At 53.8% G+C, this 20649-nt stretch carries 16 protein-coding genes; 13 read left to right on the plus strand and 3 right to left on the minus strand.

Annotated features, from left to right (window positions below):
- The first annotated feature begins 28 nt into the window (after nt 1-28).
- Complete coding sequence (creD, locus tag Q1A69_RS05595; RefSeq protein ID WP_299582345.1) at nt 29-1393, plus strand: cell envelope integrity protein CreD; 1365 nt, start codon at nt 29-31, stop codon at nt 1391-1393.
- 55 nt (nt 1394-1448) lie between these two features.
- Here the strand turns inward: creD and Q1A69_RS05600 are convergent, their stop codons facing one another.
- Nucleotides 1449-1910: an EVE domain-containing protein gene (locus Q1A69_RS05600; RefSeq protein ID WP_299582348.1), complete on the minus strand. Its 462-nt coding sequence runs from the start codon at nt 1908-1910 to the stop codon at nt 1449-1451.
- Between the two features lie 120 nt (nt 1911-2030).
- On the opposite strand from Q1A69_RS05600, the gene Q1A69_RS05605 reads away from it, so the two are divergent.
- The 8 genes from Q1A69_RS05605 (at nt 2031) to Q1A69_RS05640 (ending at nt 13627) form a co-directional block, all read left to right on the plus strand.
- Complete coding sequence (locus Q1A69_RS05605) at nt 2031-3119, plus strand: histidine kinase (RefSeq protein ID WP_299582353.1); 1089 nt, start codon at nt 2031-2033, stop codon at nt 3117-3119.
- A gap of 4 nt (nt 3120-3123) precedes the next feature.
- On the plus strand, nt 3124-3939 hold the full coding sequence (locus tag Q1A69_RS05610; RefSeq protein ID WP_299582356.1) for a LytTR family DNA-binding domain-containing protein: 816 nt from the start codon (nt 3124-3126) through the stop codon (nt 3937-3939).
- Between the two features lie 373 nt (nt 3940-4312).
- On the plus strand, nt 4313-7408 hold the full coding sequence (locus Q1A69_RS05615; RefSeq protein WP_299582359.1) for an efflux RND transporter permease subunit: 3096 nt from the start codon (nt 4313-4315) through the stop codon (nt 7406-7408).
- A complete protein-coding gene (locus tag Q1A69_RS05620; protein WP_299582362.1) occupies nt 7405-8526 on the plus strand; it encodes an efflux RND transporter periplasmic adaptor subunit in 1122 nt (373 codons plus the stop codon). Before Q1A69_RS05615 ends, Q1A69_RS05620 begins: the two co-directional genes overlap by 4 nt.
- 96 nt (nt 8527-8622) lie before the next feature.
- On the plus strand, nt 8623-9228 hold the full coding sequence (locus Q1A69_RS05625; RefSeq protein ID WP_299582365.1) for a DUF6515 family protein: 606 nt from the start codon (nt 8623-8625) through the stop codon (nt 9226-9228).
- A gap of 116 nt (nt 9229-9344) precedes the next feature.
- On the plus strand, nt 9345-11516 hold the full coding sequence (locus tag Q1A69_RS05630) for a mechanosensitive ion channel domain-containing protein (protein WP_299582368.1): 2172 nt from the start codon (nt 9345-9347) through the stop codon (nt 11514-11516).
- 148 nt (nt 11517-11664) lie between these two features.
- Nucleotides 11665-13077, plus strand: coding sequence for a rhomboid family intramembrane serine protease (locus tag Q1A69_RS05635; RefSeq protein ID WP_299582371.1), 1413 nt, complete (start codon nt 11665-11667; stop codon nt 13075-13077).
- A gap of 82 nt (nt 13078-13159) precedes the next feature.
- A complete protein-coding gene (locus Q1A69_RS05640; protein WP_299582374.1) occupies nt 13160-13627 on the plus strand; it encodes a cupin domain-containing protein in 468 nt (155 codons plus the stop codon).
- Nucleotides 13628-13682: 55 nt separating this feature from the next.
- On the opposite strand, the gene Q1A69_RS05645 is transcribed toward Q1A69_RS05640, so the two are convergent.
- Nucleotides 13683-15095, minus strand: coding sequence for a hypothetical protein (locus Q1A69_RS05645; protein WP_299582377.1), 1413 nt, complete (start codon nt 15093-15095; stop codon nt 13683-13685).
- Nucleotides 15096-15260: 165 nt separating this feature from the next.
- Here Q1A69_RS05645 and pepB point away from each other — a divergent pair, with 165 nt between their 5' ends.
- Nucleotides 15261-16550 (plus strand): aminopeptidase PepB, encoded by a 1290-nt coding sequence (pepB, locus tag Q1A69_RS05650; RefSeq protein WP_299582380.1) that lies wholly within the window; start codon nt 15261-15263, stop codon nt 16548-16550.
- Nucleotides 16551-16786: 236 nt separating this feature from the next.
- Nucleotides 16787-17944, plus strand: coding sequence for a DUF3667 domain-containing protein (locus Q1A69_RS05655; protein ID WP_299582383.1), 1158 nt, complete (start codon nt 16787-16789; stop codon nt 17942-17944).
- A gap of 199 nt (nt 17945-18143) precedes the next feature.
- On the opposite strand, the gene Q1A69_RS05660 is transcribed toward Q1A69_RS05655, so the two are convergent.
- Nucleotides 18144-18419: a hypothetical protein gene (locus Q1A69_RS05660; protein ID WP_299582386.1), complete on the minus strand. Its 276-nt coding sequence runs from the start codon at nt 18417-18419 to the stop codon at nt 18144-18146.
- Nucleotides 18420-18913: 494 nt separating this feature from the next.
- On the opposite strand from Q1A69_RS05660, the gene Q1A69_RS05665 reads away from it, so the two are divergent.
- The gene (locus tag Q1A69_RS05665; protein WP_299582390.1) at nt 18914-19861 is read left to right on the plus strand and encodes a helix-turn-helix domain-containing protein; all 948 of its coding nucleotides are present in this window, start codon (nt 18914-18916) and stop codon (nt 19859-19861) included.
- Nucleotides 19858-20286 (plus strand): hypothetical protein, encoded by a 429-nt coding sequence (locus Q1A69_RS05670; RefSeq protein WP_299582393.1) that lies wholly within the window; start codon nt 19858-19860, stop codon nt 20284-20286. Before Q1A69_RS05665 ends, Q1A69_RS05670 begins: the two co-directional genes overlap by 4 nt.
- Nucleotides 20287-20649 lie beyond the last annotated feature (363 nt).

The following is a 20649-nucleotide window of genomic DNA, read 5'->3' on the forward strand; positions in this document are numbered from 1 at the left end:
ATCGAAACTCGACATTGAGGTCTGAACCATGAACCGAGCCCTGGCTTTTAAATTGGGCGCTATTGCCATTTTGATTCTGCTTTTATTGATTCCGCTGACCATGATTGATGGCCTGATTACTGAGCGAAAGCGCTATCAGGATGGGGTGATTGACGATATTGCGCGCAGCACCAGTTACAACCAGCAAATCACCGGCCCCATTTTGGTGGTGCCCTACGTTAAGACATTTTGGCAGTGGATGACGAACGAAAAAACGGGAGAGCGCTACAAAGAAAAGCGGGAGGAGCGGGGGCACTTATACTTTCTGCCAGAGCGTTTTGTCTTTGAGACTGATCTGACCACAGAGCGGCGTGCGCGTGGTATTTATGAGGCGCTTTTGTACCATAGCGACAGCAAGGTCAGCGGCCTGTTTCGCGTGCCCGAGAAGTTGGGCCTTGGCGCCGACCTGGACCAGTATCTTTTGGGTACACCCTATCTCTCCGTGGGTATCAACGATATTCGCGGTATCCGCAATGATCTGAAACTGCACCTGAACAATCAGATCCTGGAATTTGCCCCCGGCAGTGGCGCGCCAATTCTCGGTGATGGCGTGCACGCCGTACTACCAGCGCTGGAGCGCGAAGGTGGTCAGGCCCTGGAATTTGCTTTCGATCTCAAACTGCAGGGCACCGAGGATTTCAGCTTGGTGCCGGTGGGCCGCGACAGCCGTGTGATAATGAGTGCCGACTGGCCGCACCCGAGTTTCTTTGGGGATTTCCTGCCCACCCGCCGACAAGTGGGCGATAGCGGTTTCACTGCCGAGTGGCAGACCAGTTTTTTCGCCACCAACCTGGAAGAAATATTGCAGCGCTGCAGTGGGGGGAGTCACTGTAAGAACCTGCTGGGAAGCCGCTTTGGTGTGAGTTTTCTCGATCCGGTGGATCAGTATCTAAAGACAGACCGCGCGATCAAATACGCTTTGCTGTTTATCACTCTGACCTTCGCCACCTTCTTCCTCTTCGAGATCCTCAAGCGCCTGGCTGTGCACCCGGTACAATACGCCCTGGTGGGACTGGCACTGGCGTTGTTCTACCTGCTTCTGCTGTCGTTGTCTGAACATATTGCCTTTGCCAAGGCCTATGTATTGTCCGCCAGCGCGTGTGTGGGTTTGATTGGTTTCTACACCAGCGCAGTGTTGCGCAGCTGGCACCGCGGTTTGGGATTTGCCGGACTGCTGGCAGCGCTCTATGCACTTCTCTACGGCCTGCTCAGTGCCGAGGACTACGCCCTGTTGATGGGATCGCTGCTGGTGTTCGGAGTACTCGGCTGCACTATGGTGCTGACGCGGAAATTGGACTGGTACAGCGTGGGGCGCAATCCGCCGCGGCCGGATGAAGAGCGGCACGAAAGATAAGCGGCGGGCAAGGAGAATTCATTGGGGGACGGTAATCGGTGCCGTCCCCTTCGATTCATTTCCCCCCCAATTTTACGATGCTATCCCACTCCTCTTGACGCACCGGCTGTATCGACAAACGGCCCTGCTTCACCAAAACCATCTCCGTCAGCTGCGGGTTTTTCTTGATGTCGGCCAGGGGCACAGGGTGGGCGAATTCGCTGCGCCAGGCCAGGTCCACACAGTACCAGCGGGGCTTGTCGGCACTGGCCTTGGGGTCGAAATACTTGCTCTCGGGGTCGAACTGGGCGGGGTCCGCGTAGGCGGCGCGCACCACTTCGGCGGTGCCTACCACCGCCGGTATTTTGCAGGCGCTGTGGTAGAAGAGCACCCCGTCACCTACGGCGACTCGGTCGCGCAGGAAGTTGCGCGCCTGATAGTTGCGAATGCCATCCCAGCGACCGAAGCCAGAGGCTTCGGCGGCGAGGTCTTGCAGGCTGTATTCATCGGGTTCGGATTTGAATAACCAGAGTGTCATGCGGCAGTTTGTCCCTGTGCTGCGCCGGTTGGTGTTTCGTCGGCGATCGGCGCCATTTAGTATGAAGCCATACAAAAGTGTCAAATCGGCGCTATTTTCTGATGCCTCTAGCGGGAGATTATGGGAAACAAAGCATTTCAGTGGCTTTCACAGCGCTTTTCGAGCCATAAGTCCCATTATTGGGCTTTTCAGCTCGGTGGCTGGGCCGGTTATACCCTTGTGACCTTCATCAGCAGCTTTTTCTGGGTGAAGGACCACTGGGTCCATACGGGTTATATCGCCATGGCCACCACTGCCGGAATTCTGCTCAGTGGTTCCATGAGATATGGGTTTCAGCGTTTATGGAACAAACCGCCAGCGACACGCTTCCTGGGTTCACTGCTACTGGTTGTGCTTGTAGCAGTACTGTGGGCGGCAATTAAGTTCGGCGGTTTTCTATGGCTCTACGGTAAGGCGAGCGATGAGCATCCGGTATGGCAGGCTACTTATTGGTTCTCCTATTCGTTTATGATTCTCACCACTTGGGCGGCGCTGTATTACGGCATCAAGTACTATCAGACCTCACAGACACAGCAGGCCAAAACCTTGCGTGCCGAGTCCATGGCGCACCAGGCCCAGTTGAAAATGCTGCGCTATCAATTGAACCCCCACTTTCTGTTCAATACGCTCAATGCTATTTCTACCCTGATCCTGGATAACGACGGGCGCACTGCCAACAATATGGTGACGCGGTTGTCACAGTTTCTACGTCACTCCCTGGACAATGACCCTATGCAGAAGGTCACTCTGGCCAAGGAGGTAGAGGCGTTGATGCTCTATCTGGATATCGAGAAGGTGCGCTTTGCCGACCGCCTTGGGGTGAGGCTGGATCTGCAGGGGGAGTCGTCCCTGGCGTTGGTGCCTAGCCTGTTGTTACAGCCCCTGGTGGAAAATGCGATTAAATACGGGATTTCCCAGCTAGAGAGCGGCGGAGAGATCAATATCAAGGGGCGGGTTTTTGCCGGGGAATTATTGCTTGAAGTGAGCGACAATGGTCCGGGTATGCCGGAAGAGGAATTGCGCCTGGTTGGCAAGGGTTACGGTGTTGGTATCCGCAACACCTGTGAGCGACTGCGCGCCCTGTATGGCGATGATCAGAGAGTGCGTTTCCGCAACCGCCCCGAGGGTGGCCTGTCGGTGAATATTCGCATTCCCTACGAACAGGAATAACGAGATGAGTGCAGTTGAAAACCTGACCGCAGTAATTGTCGATGACGAACCCCTGGCACGCCGCGGCCTGCGCCTGCGCCTGGAGCAGATGCCTGGCGTCGAGGTGATTGCCGAGTGCGGCAATGGCCGCGAGGCCCTGGAGCTTATCCCCCAGATGAATCCCGATGTGGCTTTTGTGGATATCCAGATGCCCGGTATCAATGGTCTGCAACTGGTCCAACAGATGCCCCTGCAAAAGCTGCCGCAGGTCGTATTTGTAACCGCCTACGACCAGTACGCGGTGGAGGCCTTCGAAGTCAATGCGGTGGACTATGTGCTCAAGCCCATCGAGGAGGAGCGCCTGCAATTGGCGCTGACGCGCGCGCGGGAAAAAATGGCTACCGCGGATATCGCCATACAACGCGAACAGTTGTTGGAAGCCGTGGCGGACCTGACCAGGGAATCTCCGCAGGCGCTAGAGCAAAAACTGGTGAGTGGTCAGTTCGCCGGCAGCGCCTACCCGGATAAAATTGCGGTGAAGGACTCCGGAAAAATTACTCTGGTGCCGGCGCGGGAAATCGACTGGATCGATGCCGCCGGTGATTACATGTGTGTGCATGCCCTGGGGGAAACCCATGTGATGCGCATCACCATGAAGGAGTTGGAGCAACAGCTCGACCCCAAATTATTTCAGCGAATTCACCGCTCCACTATCGTGAATCTGAGTCGCGTGCGGGAAATCCGTGCCCATATTAACGGCGAGTATCACCTGGTGCTGGATAATGGTGAGTGCCTGAAAATGAGCCGCAGCTACAAGAACAAAGTACAGCATTTTCTCTGAGTTTTTTCGTTTGCAGTGCGAGTGGAAAATCGTCTGGTGGCCTGACCGATAATTCCCGGCACTTTGTCGCAATACCCTTGTTTACGTTTTTTATTGCAGTAGCCTTCCCACCATCGCCCGGCAGCATTTGCCGTTGGGTGTATCGCACGGCACAAGAAAGTGCAGCTGTTGGCGCCTAGCCAGAGTCCCGGGAGTAATACGTTTGCTGACAAACTCGGTACGTATTTCCGAAAAAATTAGTTGGGCGTAAGCCGGGAAAAAACCTGCAATTTTATGATTCTGCGTCAGTATTTACGGGAGACCGTGCAGGTAGATAAAGACTTTTCTAGGTCATTGCCAGGTTAATCGTGAATATAAAATAAGGGCCTATGGAATGGCGCTGACAAAAGCCGCTCTAAAAAATCCCGCCGCCGCTGGTGTGGCCGTGGTACTCGCCGTATTGCTGGGAGCCTTTCTCGCCAGTCGCCTACCGGTACAACTCTTCCCCGATATCGAAAACCCGCGCATTACCATCCAGGCCGGTTGGCGCGCCGCCGCGCCCAAAGAGGTAGAGGCGGAAATTGTCGAGCCCATCGAATCGGTACTGCAGGGCCTGACTGGCCTGGAAATGATGCAGGTGAACGCGGGCCGCGGGGGCGCCTGGGTGAATTTGGAGTTCACCATGGGCACCGATATGGACAAAGTGCTGATCGATGTCATCAGCCGAATGAGTAGCCTGCCACCGCTGCCGCGGGATGCCGAGCCGCCGCGGGTGATGCTGGGCGGTTGGGGCGGGGATGCCACCGCACTCACTTATTTCTTTTTACAGAAACTTCCCGGCAATCCCCACCACCTCGACGACTACGCCGGTCTGATTGAGGATGTTTTGCGCCCGGAGCTGGAGTCTGTGCCCGGTGTCGCCAGTGTGCAGGCCCAGTCCGGTCGCGCCGCACAAGAGGAGCTGCAGGTAATTTTCGATCCCTGGAAGGCCGCCGACCTGGGTATTCAGCTGCCGGCGATCAGTCGCCAGTTGGCCTCGGCGCGGGATGTTTCCGGTGGCTTCACCGATGTGGGGCGGCGCCGTTACACCCTGCGTTTTGTTGGCGAATACCAGCCGCAGGATTTATCCGAGCTGGTGCTCGAATGGCGCAACGGCCAGCCGGTGCGCCTCGGCGATATCGCTGAGGTGCGTGTGGGGCCATCGGAGTCGCGTGGGGTGACCACACAAAATGGCAATCCTGCGGTGTCCATGCGCATCAACCGCACCAACGATGCGAATATGCTCGCCACCCTGGAGCGGGTAAAAAAGAAAGTGGCGGAGCTCAATGACACCAAGCTGAAAAACGAGCAGTTGGTGCTGGTGCAGTCTTTCGATGCCTCGGTCTTCGTCTACCGCGCTCTCAATTTACTCGGCGGTAATCTGATGCTGGGTATTCTCCTGGCGGTGGGGGTGCTTTGGTGGTTTATGCGACGTATGCGCGCCACCCTGATTGTAGCTGCCGCCATTCCCATCTCTCTGCTTTCCACCTTCGTCGTCCTGTCCGCTGCCGGCCGCAGTGTGAATGTGATTTCCCTCGCCGGCCTCGCCTTCGCTACCGGCATGGTGCTCGATGCCGCGATTGTGGTGTTGGAAAATATTGTACGCCTGCGCGAAAAAGGTCTGGGGCCCGAGGAGGCCTCGGAGCAGGGGGCTGGACAGGTGTGGGGGGCACTGTTGGCGAGCACGGCCACCACGGTGGCGATCTTCCTGCCGGTCTTCTTCCTCAACAGTGTCGAGGGGCAGGTGTTTGGTGACCTAGCCCTGACCATTGCTGTGGCAGTCGTGTTTTCCCTGCTCGCTGCTGTGGCCATAGTGCCACTGGCGGCAAAGCTGTGGTTGCCGCCGATTTCCAATGAGGACCGCTTGGCGCGGGTGTGGGAAAAAATCACTGCCCGTGTGATGGCGCTAACCAGTACGCGCGCGCGGCGCTGGCAGGTGATCGGCGGGTTCTTACTGGTGCCTATTGCCGCGACTTATTTTTTCTTACCCAACCTCGATTATTTACCGCCGGTAAAAAGAGATGCGGTAGATGTATGGATGAATTTTCCTTCGTCGACCAACACCAAGACGATTGAGAAGGAAATCGTCAACGAGCTGGATCGGCGCATGGCGCCTTACATGAGCGGCGAGCGCCAACCGGAATTGAAGAACTACTACATTATTTCCTGGCCCAACGGCGGTACCATGGGGGTGCGCGTTAAAGATATGGATCAAGCCAAAGAGATGGAGCGGCTGCTGCGTGAAGAAATTCTGGTGGATATTCCCGATTTTCAGGGCTTTGCCGCGCGCGGCAATTTGTTCGGCCAGTTTGGCGGTGATCGCCGCATTGCGCTACATCTACAGGCCCGCGATGCCGATGGCCTGATGCGCGCCGCCGCCCGCGGTGTGGAGGTGATGGAAGAGGTGATGCCGGGGACACCGGTGCAAACCAATCCGGGTCTGTCGCTCTCTGAGCCGGAGTTGACTGTGCGCCCCAACGATCGCGCCATGTTGGAGCAGGGTTGGAACCGTCAGGATATGGGCGGCCTGATCCGCACCCTCGGCAACGGCCTCTACGTGGGCGAATATTTCGATGGGAAAAAACGCCTCGATGTAATCTTCAAAGCACAGCCCTGGAGCACCCCCGAGCAGCTGCAAAACACCCCGCTGGTCACCCCCCGTGGCGAGGTGGTATCGCTGAGCCAACTCGCCAGTGTGGAGCGCACTGTGGGGCCGGGCAACCTGCGCCGAGTGGACGGCCGTCGCACCATCACCCTGAATATCGTGCCGCCGGATGACGTCTCCCTAGAAGAAGTGCGCGCCCAGCTGGAAGAAGCGGTCCTGCCGCAGATCCGCGAGGCCCTGCCCGACGATGGCAGCATCCTGGTGGGTGGCAACGCCAGCGACCTGGACAAGGCTCTGGTCTCTCTGTCGCAAAATTTTGTTCTGGCGCTACTGATTCTGTTTTTATTGATGAGCGCCCTGTTCCGCTCCCTGCGCGATGCCGGTCTGGTGCTGTTAACGGTACCGCTGGCCACGGTGGGCGGCGTGCTGGCGCTGCAGCTATTGAATTTGATTGGCTTTCAGCCCCTCGACCTACTCACCATGATCGGCTTTGTCATCTTGCTGGGGCTGGTAGTCAACAACGCCATTTTGCTGGTGCACCAAACCCGCGCTGCAGAGGAGGCCGGCTCGACGCGTGTGGAGGCGGTGGAACAGGCGTTGCGTCTGCGTCTGCGGCCTATTTTTATGAGCACCCTGACCAGCGTGTTCGGCATGCTGCCTCTGCTTGTGGCACCGGGGGAGGGCAGTGTGATCTATCGCGGCCTGGCCGCGGTGATTGTCGGCGGTATGGCGGTCAGTACCCTGTTTACCTTGATTCTATTGCCGGCGCTGTTACAGACCGGAAACCTGCCGCTGCCGCAATTCACCCGCCTGCGCCAAAGGTTGGCCTTGAGGAATTCCCAATGAAGAAGTTACTCGCCGGTATCACCCTCACTTTTGTTGTTGGGCCGGTATTGGCCCAGAGCGGCGCGGTGGCGGTCACCGTGGACAGGGCCGAGACCCGCCAAATGGCGCCCAGTCAGTGGTCTGCCGGAGAGGTGGTGAGCCGTCGCGATATCCGCATTTCCTCAGAGCTGGACGGCGTACTGGAGTTTGTCGCTGAGCCCGGCAGTCTGGTGAAAAAGGGCGAGCGTCTGGCCCAGCTGGATGCCACCCACTGGCGTCTGCAGTTGCGCAATAGTGAGAGCCGCATCGCCCAGCTGCAGGCGCGTCTTACCTATTTGGACGCGCAGCTGCAGCGCCTCAGTAAATTGGCCGAAACCAACAGCACTTCCCGCGCGGCACTGGAGGAGCAGCAGGCCGAGCGCGAAGCCATGGCTCAGGATCTTCTGGCCGCGCAAATCGAGCGGGAACGGCGCGTCTACGAACTCGCCAAGGCCACCATTGATGCCCCCTTCGACACCTTAGTGGTGAGTCGCGAATTACAGGCGGGGGAGTATGTGCGCACAGGCTCAGAGCTGCTGCGCGCCCTGGATATGTCTCAGCTGGAGGTCGAGGCGGATATTCCCCTGGCGGCACTGCCCCTGATCGGTGCCGGTGACACTATTTCGGTGCGCAGTGACGCGGTATCGCGCTCCGAGGGAGAAAGTGTCAACACGCGGATTTTCACCGGCCAGGTGCGCCAGTTTGTCCCAGTGGCCAGCGATAATTCACGCAGAGTCAAACTGATGGTGCAGCTGCCACAGAGTGCGCCGCAGCAGTGGGACTGGATTGTGGGAATGCCGGTGCAGGTGGCCGTGCCCCTATCTGAGGCCCGCGCCACTATGGCGGTGCCGCGGGATGCGCTGGTACTACGCAATGGCGATACCTTCGTATTCCGTGTGGATGAGGAGAAGAAAGCGGAGCGCCTGACTGTGCGTCTGGGTAGTGGCGATGGTGAATGGATCGGGGTCTACGGCGATTTAGCCAGTGGGGACCGGGTGATCGTGCGCGGTGCCGAGCGACTGCAACCGGGGCAGGAGGTGAAGATACTCTCCGAAGTGGTGCGTGATGAGGACGGCATGAGTATTCAGGGGGGTAGCTGACTTATTTTCCGGTCACAGTTTCCCTTAAATAAATTGGGGAACAATTTTCCATGACAATACACTTCCGCGAGTATCAATTGCTCGTTGAGGTGTTTCATGCGTTTCGTGTTTGCCCTGCTGTTACTGACCATGACTTCGGCACCCCTGGCGGAGACGCAGATGGTGCGCCTCCCGGACGGGGCGCGCCTAATCGAAGCCAATAATGAGATCTACTTCTATGTAGGCGGATACTTCTATCGGCAGGGACCAGATGGCTATACCCGAGTGGAACCGCCACTGGGCGCTAGGGTGCCAGAAGTGCCCACCGGGACTGCATTTTACCTGGAGGGCAAGGATTATCGGCGGGCTGGGAATGGCACTTTCTTTGAGTTTGACCCAAAGGACAACCAATTTGTCGTAGTCACACCCCCGGCCAACTGGCGCAACTACAATCGCAATCCCCTCGCGCCTCAGGTGAAAGTTTACCCGCGGGCCTACCCCTCCAAATACGAATCCCCCCGACGAGTCAGTCAGTTGCGCAGTTCGCGACCTGTACGCCGCTCGCACCGAGGTCTTGGTCGCCGGGAATTATTTTGTAAGGCCAGGGCAGAGAGCTTGGTGAGAAGTGCGCGCCAGCCCGGCAGAGCCGCGGTGACCAGTTCGCGCGCCTATCGCAGGCAGTACCTCAACTGTATGCGCGGGTACGAGCGCAGACGCTACTAATCCTACTTTAGCCTGCCCGTTCTGGGAGCATGGCCGCTCTCGGCTACACTCAAAAAATAAGCCCTTAGGGGCAGGCTCTCCCCCTTGCAGATGCTGCTTCACGGACAGATGTACTTATGCTGGGCGCTGGTGGTTATTCCTATTTATACAAGTACAAGACGCGCACCGAGCATCGATTTTCTCGCCGACTCCCCCTTGTCCTCTGCCTAATTTTTCTCGCGCTTTTTTCCCTGACGGCACAGGCTCAGTTACCCGGCTCCAAACCGAAGGAGTTTCAGCCTGAGGTGCCGGATTTTGCCGATCCCAGCGCCGATTGGTGGACCGCGTGGACCAGCGCCTCGCCGGAACAGCGAAGGGAGTGGTTACAGGCCCTGCAAACGGGCTGGAGCGAATGGCAAAAGGACTTGCCTGAAGAGGAGGAGGGGCTGCAAAAAGGGGCTGAAAAAATCACCCAGAGTTTGGAGGGGGTGGCGGTTACCTGGAAAAAGCGCCAGGAGTATCAAAAAGTTGAGCTGATGCCGGAGGTAAAGTTTCCGGAAAATCCTACCGTTTTAGACTGGGCCAGCGCCGATGCCGCGATCAGTCGAGGGAAGCGCCGCCTGAGTGGGGTGCAACTGGAGGCGCGTCAGTTGCGAGACAGCCGTTCCCAGTCCCTGGCGCAACTGCGCAAACAAGTCATTGTGTTGCGCGATGCCAAGGGCAGTGAGGAGGATGCGGCGGCACAGGCGCTGCTGTTGGCGCAGATTAATCACCTGAATATTATCGAACAGCTGGAGAGTGTGAACGGGTTTCTCGGTACTTGGCAGGAGAAAATCGATCTAGCGGAAACTAAGCTGCGGCGCATGCTCGACGACCTGCAGTTCAGTGAGGAAGACGCCGAGAAGTTGAAAAAAACAATTGGCGACAGAGAGAAGAAAATCGAGCGTATCGCCGCCACTCGCACCAGTATCCAGAGTACTACAGACCTCTCTACCGATCCCGATATTAATATGAAAAAGGACCTCACGCTGATGCAGCTGGAGGTGGACCTGCTGGAGGAGCACTTAGGCAAGCGCAAGAGCGAGTTGCTGCAATCCATCAACTTTGTGCTGAATCCGCAGGATGAGGAGTCCCCCCTGGTGGTGAGCCGCGAATTACTGCAAAACGCCAATGTGGTGATCGAGAGCACATCGAGGGAACTGGCGATTCGCCAGCGACAAGTGGTGGCCTGGCGCGATGAGGCGGAAGATGCAGACCTGAGCCGCTGGTGGGCGTATTTCGAGCGCATTGGCAGTGGCCTGGCGCGGGCCAACGACCTGGAGCAGGATATCCAGCGCTACGAAAAGGCCCAGCTGGAGGTCTACCGGGAGCGCCAGGGCTGGTGGGCCACCGTGCGCGAGCGCTTATCTCTGACCGGCCGCCAAGTGTACAAACGCTGGCGCACCCTGGCCGATTACCAACTGTTTACCATTGCGCAAAATCCTATCACCCTGCGCCTGATTGCCAAGATGGTCTTTGTGTTGGTGTGTGCCTGGTTATTGTCGGTGCTGACCCGAGCCTTCCTGCATCGGCTGGTGCGCAGGGAGCACGCCAGTGAATCCTCCATGTACAACCTGAGCAGAGTGCTGCACTACACCTATGTTGGTGCCGCCCTCATTGTGGTGTTGAGCATGCTGGGCCTGGATACTTCGAAGCTGGCGCTGGTAGCCGGTGCCCTGTCTGTGGGCATCGGCTTTGGCTTGCAGGCGATATTCTCCAACTTTATCTCGGGGGTAATTCTATTGTTTGAGCGTCCGCTCAAAGTGGGGGACCTGGTGGAGCTGGAGTCCGGTGTGTTTGGGCGTATCCGCGACATCAATGTGCGCTCGACCCGCATTACCACCCGCGACAATGTGGATATTCTGGTGCCGAATACGGAGTTTGTCGCAGGGCGGGTGATCAACCATACCCTGGACGATCCGGTGCGGCGCATTCATGTTTCTTTTGGGGTGTCCTACGCCTCAGACCCCGACCTGGTCCGCGAGGCCGCACTGGAGGCCGCCTCTCGGGTCAATATCACCCACACCGACTGGAAGCGTAAAACCGAAGTGTGGCTGATGGCATTCGGCGATAACGCGCTTAATTTTAAACTGGTGGTGTGGGTGAACAGTAATATGGTTACCTCCCTGGGCGATTCTTATGCGCTCTATAACCTGGAGCTGCTGCGCGAGTTTCGCGAGAAGGGTATCGAAGTGCCTTTCCCTCAGCGGGACCTGCACCTGCGCAGTTGGGATGTGCCTGCGGTAATTACCCGCGCGATGAAGAAGTAAGGTCGCTGGGGGTGGTTGGGCCTTGAGTTGCGGCAAATAGGCGTAGTATTTTTCAAGCGGCTGGCGTGAGTGTCAGCCCTATCGATCTGATTTCTTATTGCTGGGTTTTGCTACCGGGCGCTCGTGCAATATCAATAAGGAAATGCCCGTGCTGATTATCCCCATTCAGAACAAGCCGGACTGGCGTCGCCCGCCATTGATGTGCTTTGCACTGATTCTCGCCAATCTGCTGATGTTTGTGTTCTACCAAGGCGGCGATGAAGCCCGCTGGCAGAAGGCCGAAGAGTACTATTTTTCCAGTGATCTGCCGGAATTGGAGGAGCAGCATTTCCTTATTTACGTCAATGAAGAACATCCTGAGTGGCGTCTGCAGATGGATGTGGAGGGAGAGGAATTTGTTTACCGGGAGTTGTTATGGAACCCGGAATTTCACCAGTGGCTGTTGCCCAAGTTGGAGCTGGAAGGGCAGACCGAATGGCTACAGCAGCGTCAGAACTTCGCGGAACTGCGCGATCAGGTCAGCAGCTTGGCCCTGGGATTGACCCCGGCAGAGCCCACTATTTCGGGGGCGTTTGGGCATATGTTTTTACACGGCAGCTGGGACCACCTGATCGGCAATATGGTGTTTTTGTTGCTGTTTGGCCTGTCGGTGGAATTGGCTCTGGGCGGGCTCTGGTTTATTACCCTGTACCTGATCGGCGGTTTGGCCGCGGCCGGGCTGCATATGCTGGTGGAATCGGGCAGCCATGTGCCGATGGTCGGTGCTTCTGGCGCTGTATCGGCAATTATGGGTATGTTCGTGGCCATTTACGGGGTGCGTCGCCTGCGCTTTTTTTACACGGTCGGATTTATGTTTGGTGAGTTCAGTGCGCCGGCGTTGATGGTACTGCCCCTGTGGCTGGGTAAGGAGGTATTCGGTTATTTTTATGGAGATGCTGGCATTGCTTATTGGGCCCACACCGGTGGTTTGCTGGCTGGTTTTGTCCTGGCCCTGATGCTGCTCTACTGGCGCCCACCGGTACAGGCGATGCCGGAAGAGGAGGAAGAGCTCCCCTCGCCACAGAAAAGTGCGCTGACCCGTATCGACCGATTCCAGGAGGAGGGCAAGTTGCTTGAGGCCGCTGAGGCCGCTGCGGCAGCGGTGCGCCAGTATCCAGATAACTTGCCGCTGATTCAGCGTTATATCGATTTGACGGCGATCAGCCCAGATAGCGAAGCCTTCCACCGCGCCAACTTGGCGCTGTTCGCCCAGGGGGCCAACCCGGCTATTGATACGCGCATCCTCGCCGCTGGTTACCAGCGTTATCTGAATGCCACGCAAAAACCCCGCGCCCTCACAGCCAAGGTCTGCTTGCTCATGGCGCGCCGCGCTGCCGAAGCTAAGCATTGGTCCTGGCTGGATGAGCTGCTCAACAGGCTGATTGCCCAGCAGGTGCAGCACCCTTTAATCCCGAAGCTGGGCACGGCTCTGGTCAACTATTACCGGCGTATTGGCGAGGAGGCGCGCGCGCGGGAAACGATGGAATTGACTCGGGCTATGGAGACCTCTGGGCAGCCCTAGAAGCAGCAGTTTTCCATTGGCTTGGGTTTTAAAAGGCTAACGCTAACCGACAACAATAAGGTCTAACTGGAAAGGGAGCGGTATGAATCGATCGATTGTAAAAAAAGAAGAAATTCTGGAAATGGAAGGCGAACACAAAGTGCATTTCCTCAATCCCAATGCGGTGCGTCGCAATAAATCCCTGGGTGATATGACCGGGATAACTGGTTTTGGCTTTCATATTATTGAAATAGAACCGGGGTATGAGTCCACAGAATATCACTGCCACAAATTTGAGGATGAGTGTGTGTATCTCCTACAAGGACAGGGGCAAGTGCAAATTGGCGAAGAGACTTATGCGGTTTCTGAGGGGGACTTTGTCGGTTATCCGGCCGGTGGTTTGCCTCATGTGATGGAAAATACCGGCGATGAAACCCTGCGCTGCATTGTGGTGGGGCAGCGCCTGGATCACGATGTGGCCGACTATCCCAATAAAAATAAGAGAATCTACCGCAACAAGGGGTTGCCCTGGGAGCTGGTGGATCACGGAGATATAGAGCATCCCCGCTGAGCCTTTAGCCCCCTGCTCAGCTGCGCGCTATGGGTGTGTACTGCTACCCATACCTTTAGTTTGCGGCCTCGCTGCTATTTAACACTTTTCTGAGTGTCTCGACTTGACTGCGCAGGGGGCTGTCGGGAAATTTTTGTCGCACGAACTGCAACAATTTCCTGGCCAGATCTTCGCGATTTAGCCCATCGATATAAACCTGTGCCAGCAGCAGATAGGCGGCATCCAGTTGAGGATAATTTTCTTTGTGCAGATTGTTCAGTAGCTGTGCCGCCGGTTGATACTTGTGCTGTTGGTAGAGTATCTGGGCCAGTGCGTGGCGAACTTCGGGCTTTGTGATGGGAGGTACCGGCTCTGTGGCGAGATAGAGTTCCGCCGCTTTGTGGGGTCGGTTGAGTTGTACAAACTTGTCCAGTAGATGCGGCCCGAGTTCGCGCAGGGCTTTTTTGTCCTGGGTCGCCAACAATAAACGATAGTAGCGCTCGTTGAGGGCTTCGTCGTTTGGGTTGCGGCGCAGCCCATCCACCAGGGCTTGGCGCGCGGCTTGGAAATCGGATTCACGCATTAATATTTGTGCATCCGCCAAGGCCCGTGCGCGGCTGAACGCCTCTTCTTCCATAAAAAGGTTATCGTCATCCGGGTCCGCCTGAATGCCCAGTTTCTGCTGCCGCGACAAGCAGATATAACCCATCATGGCGCTGGTAACGATATAGAAATACGTGGTGGTGGCGGCGATCACTGGGCCCAGGGGCCAGGGCGGTAACTTCTCCGCGGCGATGGCCATAAACAGATTGGGCGCGGCGGAGACTGCGGTGGTGGTGAGCCAGAGTAGCCAATAGGGCCAGCCGATGATCAATGTAAATTGCAGTAATTTGAGTGGGTTAATGGCCGCGCGCAGGCTGTGCTCTAGCGCCAGGACAATCATAGCCGCTGGCGCCAGCAGGAGCAGTACGAAGGCATAAACTTGTACTACACCCATGCCGAGGGCAAATAGTTTGTAACCGACAAAACCGGCGATCAAAGTCATGGCGATGACTTTTAAAAACAGTGGTGCGCTGTTGCCGTCCAGGGCATCGCTGATCCCCGGAGCCTCTAACTGTCCACTGGCCAGCCGCTCGATAACCAACAGGTTGTAGCGGCTCACCAGGGCGACAATACCCACCAGGGCCACAATAGCTAAAAGCCCCAGGCCCGAGATCAGTAAACTGGCGCCGGCCGCCAGTGCCATAATCACCAGAGGGCCGGGTTTCAGTGCGTAGAGAAAGTAGAAAAGCCCCATTTGCCAGAATGGTTTTGCACCGTTACTGGCGCCGATATATTCCACCGGGTTGCGACATAGTGGGCACTCGGGCCCGAGACCCTGGTAGTTAGCACGGGAACCGGGGATACACTCGCTACAGTATTTGCGCTGACAGGGCTGGCACTGCCAGGATGCGTCGGCACTGGCGTGATAGTGGCAGGATTCGGCCATGAACGTTCCCTAAGATCTTTTTTTCCTGAAGGTTTATTCTATTTCCTGCTGACAGTTTATCCGTCGCACTCGTTGCGGTGCAATCGTCGAGTATTTTTGATGTACTGTTAGAATGCAGCAAGAATCCCAATAAAATTGGCACACAAGTTTCAAAAAAGGTGTTGTATGGCAAAGGTAATGCGCGTTCATTTGGTTGAAGGTACGGCAGAGGAACCCTGGGGAGAGGCTGCACTACTCAGCTTTAACGGCAGCGAGGCCTATATCCATATTGGCGCAGCCAAAGGTGCCGCCCTGTTCGCCGCACAGAGAGGGGCGCGTCGCCTCGATGGCATGGGGGTTACTGAAGTGGCGCTCAGCGGTGAGGGCTGGGATATAGAACGCCGCTGGGCTTTTTGGGCCGGTTATTTCAATCCGCGTGTTAGTAAAACAATCGATTGGGGTACGGAGGACGCCAAAGAGCAACAAGAACTGGCCGCACGCGAGCGCGCCGCGCGTTGGGTTCGCGAGATTACCAATGGCACTCCAGAGGATGTCCCGCCCAGAGTACTCGCGGAAAGTGCTGCGGGCATGTTGCAAAAGATTGCGCCTCAGGCTGTGAGCTTCCGTATTATCGCCGGAGATGAGCTTCTGCAAGAGGGATTTGTCGGGATTCATAATGTAGGCCGCGGCAGTGTGCGTGAGCCGGTGATGTTGCAGCTGGATTACAACCCCACTGGCAAGGCTGATGCTCCGGTGGATACCTGCCTGGTGGGCAAGGGCATTACCTTTGACTCCGGCGGTTACAGCATTAAACCCTCCAACAATATGGCCACGATGAAATCCGATATGGGTGGCGCCGCCATGGTAACTGGCGGCCTTGCGCTGGCGATCGCCCGAGGCTTGCAAAAAAGGGTAAAACTGTATCTTTGTTGCGCGGAAAACCTCGTCTCCGGTCACGCTTTTAAGCTGGGCGATATTATCGAATATAAAAACGGTGTGACGGTTGAAGTGTTAAATACTGATGCGGAGGGGCGTCTGGTATTGGCTGATGGCCTGCTTGCCGCGGGTGAAGATAAGCCTCGCTGGTTGTTGGATGCTGCCACTTTGACGGGTGCTGCAAAAATGGCCGTAGGCCGCGACTTTAATTCGGTATTCAGCTTTGAGGATGAAGTGGCGCAGAAGGTATTGGATGCTGCCGCTCGGGAAAGTGAAAAGGCCTGGCGCCTGCCGCTGGAGCGCTTCCATCTGGAGCAAACGCCTTCGAGCTTTGCGGATATCTCCAATATCGGAATAGAAGGCAGCCCCGGAGCCTCCACTGCAGCGGCCTTTCTGGCACGTTTTGTTCCGGAAGAGGGTAACAACTGGGTGCATATGGACCTCTCAGGCTCCTACCAGCCCGCCGCCAATGACCTCTGGGCTACAGGTGCCAAAGGCCATGGTTTGCGAACAATTGCGCGCTTTTTGCAGGACAGTTGAAGGTAAAAGAAGCGAAAGTCTTTTCCTGAAAATATACAAAACGCGCTCACTTGAGCGCGTTTTGTTATTTGGGGATTTATGAATTAGACCATTTGTCTTGTTCAGGGTAAAAAATTGCCAGTGTTTTCTGCACGCCATAGAAAGTGTTGAATAAATAAGTAGAAAGCAGAATAGCTATAAAAAACATGAATAGTGATATCTGCTGAGGTCTTGAAGAGATGTTAAGAGGGGAAATTATGAGTGTCTCTGAAACGGCAGGCGTGAATGGAGCTCATGAAGCCCATTGTGCAAACTGTAAGACAACGTTACTGGGACCGCATTGCTACGTTTGTGGGCAACCAATCAAAGGAATGGTCCGACATTTTTCGAATGTAATTGGCGATTTATTTGATACCTTGCTCGCATTGGATTCACGCATCTGGCGAACCCTGCCCTCGCTATTGTTGCGCCCCGGCTTTTTGACTACAGAGTATTTTTCCGGGCGTCGTGTACGTTATGTCAGTCCCGTACGCTTATTTATCTTTCTTTGTGTTACCAGTTTTTTTGTGATTCGCTTAAGCAGTGACTGGAATATTAACTTCAGCTCGGGAACTGACTTGGGGTCTAGTAACGAAGACGCAATTTCTACTGCCGAGCAAAAAATGAGTGATGCTCTGGTTAAGGTAGAGAAAGCAAAGCAGGGCGTCACTAATCCAGAGGTCGCTGCTGAACTGGGCGAGGTTCAGGCGCTCTTAGCCAACCGAGTAGTTGAATTACAGAAAGCCTCCGGTGAGGCGAGTACAGGGGAGGATAGGGAAGATAAACAAGAGCAGGAGCGCAAGGCTAAAGCGCATTTCAGCGCAGGCTTGGAGGATGCAATTACAGAAGTGGATCAAGAGATAGTAGAAATTGATATATTTCCGGAGCAGATGAACAGCTGGATCAATTCTGAGCTGGCTCGGGCGAGTAAGAATATTGAGAGTGTTACCGAGAATCCGAACCGTTTTAAAAAGGCGTTTCTCAGTGCGCTGCCCTCTACACTGCTATTAATGATTCCGCTGTTTGCTCTAATGCTTTGGTTGATCAATCCCTTTAAACGCCGCCTATATATGGAGCACTTGATAGTTGCTTTACACAGCCATGCGTTTATTTGTCTTGTTTTGTTATTAATTACGCTGGTAGTAAATACGCAAGACTGGTTGAAAAACTATAGATGGATTGAGACCCTGTGCAATTGGCTACTGGTACTGCTGTCTTTGTGGATACCTGTGTACCTGTTGTTAATGCAAAAGCGTATCTATCAGCAGGGGTGGGGCTTAACAGTTTTAAAATATTTCATTCTTGGTAATATCTATCCGCTTTGTCTGGTGGTCGGAGCCAGTCTGACAGCGGTATATACACTGGCTGAGTTGTAACATTGCCTAGATCTGGCCTTTAAGTTTTGTACCCCAAGCAGGACCTGTAGGATATAGCCGGATAGAAAAATAAAATACCGTAAAGTTGGAGGGGATACAGCGGTACATCAGATGTATCGCCAGCAAGAAAGTAGGGGAGGATTATCATCCCTACACTGCTGTTCTTTTCCGAATATAATTTAGCTGGGATACTGTGTTCTTACCGGGCCAGATAAACATTGATCACTTGGCAGTTTTCTTTATTGATGGTTGCCTTCGGTATACCACCAGCTTTCAGCGATTCATTGAGTTTCTTGGGAACCACAAGATACATTTTGGGGTAATTACGTATCACATAATCCTTTTCATGGTGGCTATACCAGGGATATTCCCCAAAGATTGCAGCTACTCCTTTGGCTAGCGCAATACCATCGGTGCAGGTATTTTGTGAGGTGGCGGTTGAGAGCAGAGCGAAGAGAGCGAATGAACTATACATGTATTGTCTATCTATTAATGGAGCTCAATGGGTTTGCGCTCTAGAATTTTTAGTAGTATAGCTTAATTATATTGGCATCTGTAGCTGTAAGCCAAGTCGGTCTTGGTGCTTCAAGAATTGGATTTGCAATGCCTAATGGGTGGTTGATTCATTTTATTTGTAGGTTTTTATCCTCCATTCGGGTGGTTTCCTAGAGTGTTTGTGGGTTTGCTCTTAATGAATTAGATCATAGAAAGTGCTGACTAATAATCTTTTCATTACACTCAGTCACATTGAAGCCCTTAGTTGAGCGTTTATCATTAATTAAGATCAGTCTTGTCAGATATCAGACACTTCGATGACAGATTCTACTTCTTTTATTCAACTTTATATTTCAATAAAGCGATTTCCTTCATTCACAGAATACATCGTCTGGGTAAGATGTCTTAATATGTCGTAATTGTGTCTAAGGCGACGTTGGTGGGTCGTTAATATGTGTTCGAGGAGGAATAATAATGACTAAAAAAATTGGATTTTTTATCGCCGATGGCTTCCAGGCTCTGGACTTGTTTGGTCCTTTGGATGCATTTATGGAGGCCAATAGTTTTGTCAGCGAGGCTTACTCATGTAGTTTGTTAGGGCTAACGGTCGGACAAGTAAATACAGTGTATGGGCAATCACTTTCTATCGATACTGATATTTATCATTCTCCCCAAGTGGATTACCTGGTTATTTGCGGGGGAACGGGGATGCGAAAACTGGCATTGGATGCCAAGCAATTAAACGCCTTAAGAGGGATTGCTGAAGGTGCCAGTAAGGTTTTGAGTATCTGCACCGGAGCCTTTGTGTTGGCTAAAATTTTTCCTGATCAACACCACAGGGTAACTACTCACTGGCGGTATTGTCAGCAATTGTCTAGACAGGCTGCCAATTATCAAGTGGAAAAAAATTCACTGTTTATAGAAAGTGATTTTGTATGGTCTTCTGCAGGTGTTTTATCGGGGGTTGATCTTGCTTTGGAGATTATTCGCCGAGATTATGGCAATACAATTGCTGCGAGCGTTGCCAAGGAGCTAGTGGTCTACTTACAACGCCGGGGTGGTCAATCCCAATATTCGGACCTGTTACAGGTACAGTCCAGCGATAGTATGCGTCTCAACCCACTGCTGGAATGGTTGGTTGAAAATTACCAGAAGTCCATTACCGTCACAGATATGGCTGATAAAACTTCACTCAGTGAGCGCCAGTTAACTCGTTTGTTCAAGCGGCATCTGAATAGTACTCCCAGCCACTACTTAAATCAGTTACGCCTTAACCGGGCAAGAGATCTGATCACTTGTAAATCTTTAAGACTGGAGAGAGTGGCACTTCTCGTGGGGTTTACTAGTTACGATAGTTTTCGCCGTGCATTTCACAACCAGTTTGGAGTTTCTCCCTCTTATTTCAGCAGGAATTGCCCATGAATTACCAATCATTGCTTGGGATAGTTTTATTTGTTTTCGCAAGCAAAAACTATGCACTTGATCCAAAAGAAAGTGCTTTGTGGGCGGAGGATATCACTCAGCTACAAACCTTGATAAAAGAGAAACATATCAATCCCTTTGTGAATATTAATGAAAAGGAGTTTGATTCTGAAGTTAATCAATTAATAGTGCATTTGCCAGCTATTAACGAGTCTCAGGTAGAGGTTGAGATGATGCGCCTCGTGCGCAGTATCGGTGATGCTCATACCTCTTATAATATTATGTCCGGATCGCACAGGCACTATCCATTCCGCCTTAAATATTTTGGTGAAAAACTCAAAGTAGTGGATACAACGGAGAGGTATAATTTCTTACTGGGGGCAGAGCTAGAGGACATTGGTGATTACTCCTTAGCACAGTTGTGAGAGCGGCTTTTGCCTTATGTTAATTATGTGGAAAACCCCTATAGCTTTAAGAGATCCTTTAGTTTTCATATTACTGTGAATAAATTTATTTATGGTACTGGATTCAGTAAAAATCTCAATCTGGCTGTGTTTAATTTTACAAAGGAAAGGAAGCCTATCTCTGTAGCAGTGGAGTCTGTATCAATGCAGGAGTTTGCAATCCTTGATAGCCGGTATGTAGTTTCAGAACCAGATATTCAAAAGTTTAACTTTGAAATTTACGGTATTAGCCTCGGTTATCTAAACCTGCATTCAACTCTGAAGTGCATCACCCTTTAGGTTGCTGCCTCAGCCGTATATTCTCCCAATATCTGACTAGGACTT

Source organism: uncultured Microbulbifer sp. (assembly GCF_947498635.1).
GTDB classification, from domain to species: Bacteria; Pseudomonadota; Gammaproteobacteria; order Pseudomonadales; family Cellvibrionaceae; genus Microbulbifer; species Microbulbifer echini.

Coding starts and splice junctions, on each gene's coding strand:
- creD (WP_299582345.1), top strand. CDS start 29: ATGAACCGAGCCCTGGCTTTTAAATTGGGCGCTATTGCCATTTTGATT.
- Q1A69_RS05600 (WP_299582348.1), bottom strand. CDS start 1,910: ATGACACTCTGGTTATTCAAATCCGAACCCGATGAATACAGCCTGCAA.
- Q1A69_RS05605 (WP_299582353.1), top strand. CDS start 2,031: ATGGGAAACAAAGCATTTCAGTGGCTTTCACAGCGCTTTTCGAGCCAT.
- Q1A69_RS05610 (WP_299582356.1), top strand. CDS start 3,124: ATGAGTGCAGTTGAAAACCTGACCGCAGTAATTGTCGATGACGAACCC.
- Q1A69_RS05615 (WP_299582359.1), top strand. CDS start 4,313: ATGGCGCTGACAAAAGCCGCTCTAAAAAATCCCGCCGCCGCTGGTGTG.
- Q1A69_RS05620 (WP_299582362.1), top strand. CDS start 7,405: ATGAAGAAGTTACTCGCCGGTATCACCCTCACTTTTGTTGTTGGGCCG.
- Q1A69_RS05625 (WP_299582365.1), top strand. CDS start 8,623: ATGCGTTTCGTGTTTGCCCTGCTGTTACTGACCATGACTTCGGCACCC.
- Q1A69_RS05630 (WP_299582368.1), top strand. CDS start 9,345: ATGCTGGGCGCTGGTGGTTATTCCTATTTATACAAGTACAAGACGCGC.
- Q1A69_RS05640 (WP_299582374.1), top strand. CDS start 13,160: ATGAATCGATCGATTGTAAAAAAAGAAGAAATTCTGGAAATGGAAGGC.
- Q1A69_RS05645 (WP_299582377.1), bottom strand. CDS start 15,095: ATGGCCGAATCCTGCCACTATCACGCCAGTGCCGACGCATCCTGGCAG.
- pepB (WP_299582380.1), top strand. CDS start 15,261: ATGGCAAAGGTAATGCGCGTTCATTTGGTTGAAGGTACGGCAGAGGAA.
- Q1A69_RS05655 (WP_299582383.1), top strand. CDS start 16,787: ATGAGTGTCTCTGAAACGGCAGGCGTGAATGGAGCTCATGAAGCCCAT.
- Q1A69_RS05660 (WP_299582386.1), bottom strand. CDS start 18,419: ATGTATAGTTCATTCGCTCTCTTCGCTCTGCTCTCAACCGCCACCTCA.
- Q1A69_RS05665 (WP_299582390.1), top strand. CDS start 18,914: ATGACTAAAAAAATTGGATTTTTTATCGCCGATGGCTTCCAGGCTCTG.
- Q1A69_RS05670 (WP_299582393.1), top strand. CDS start 19,858: ATGAATTACCAATCATTGCTTGGGATAGTTTTATTTGTTTTCGCAAGC.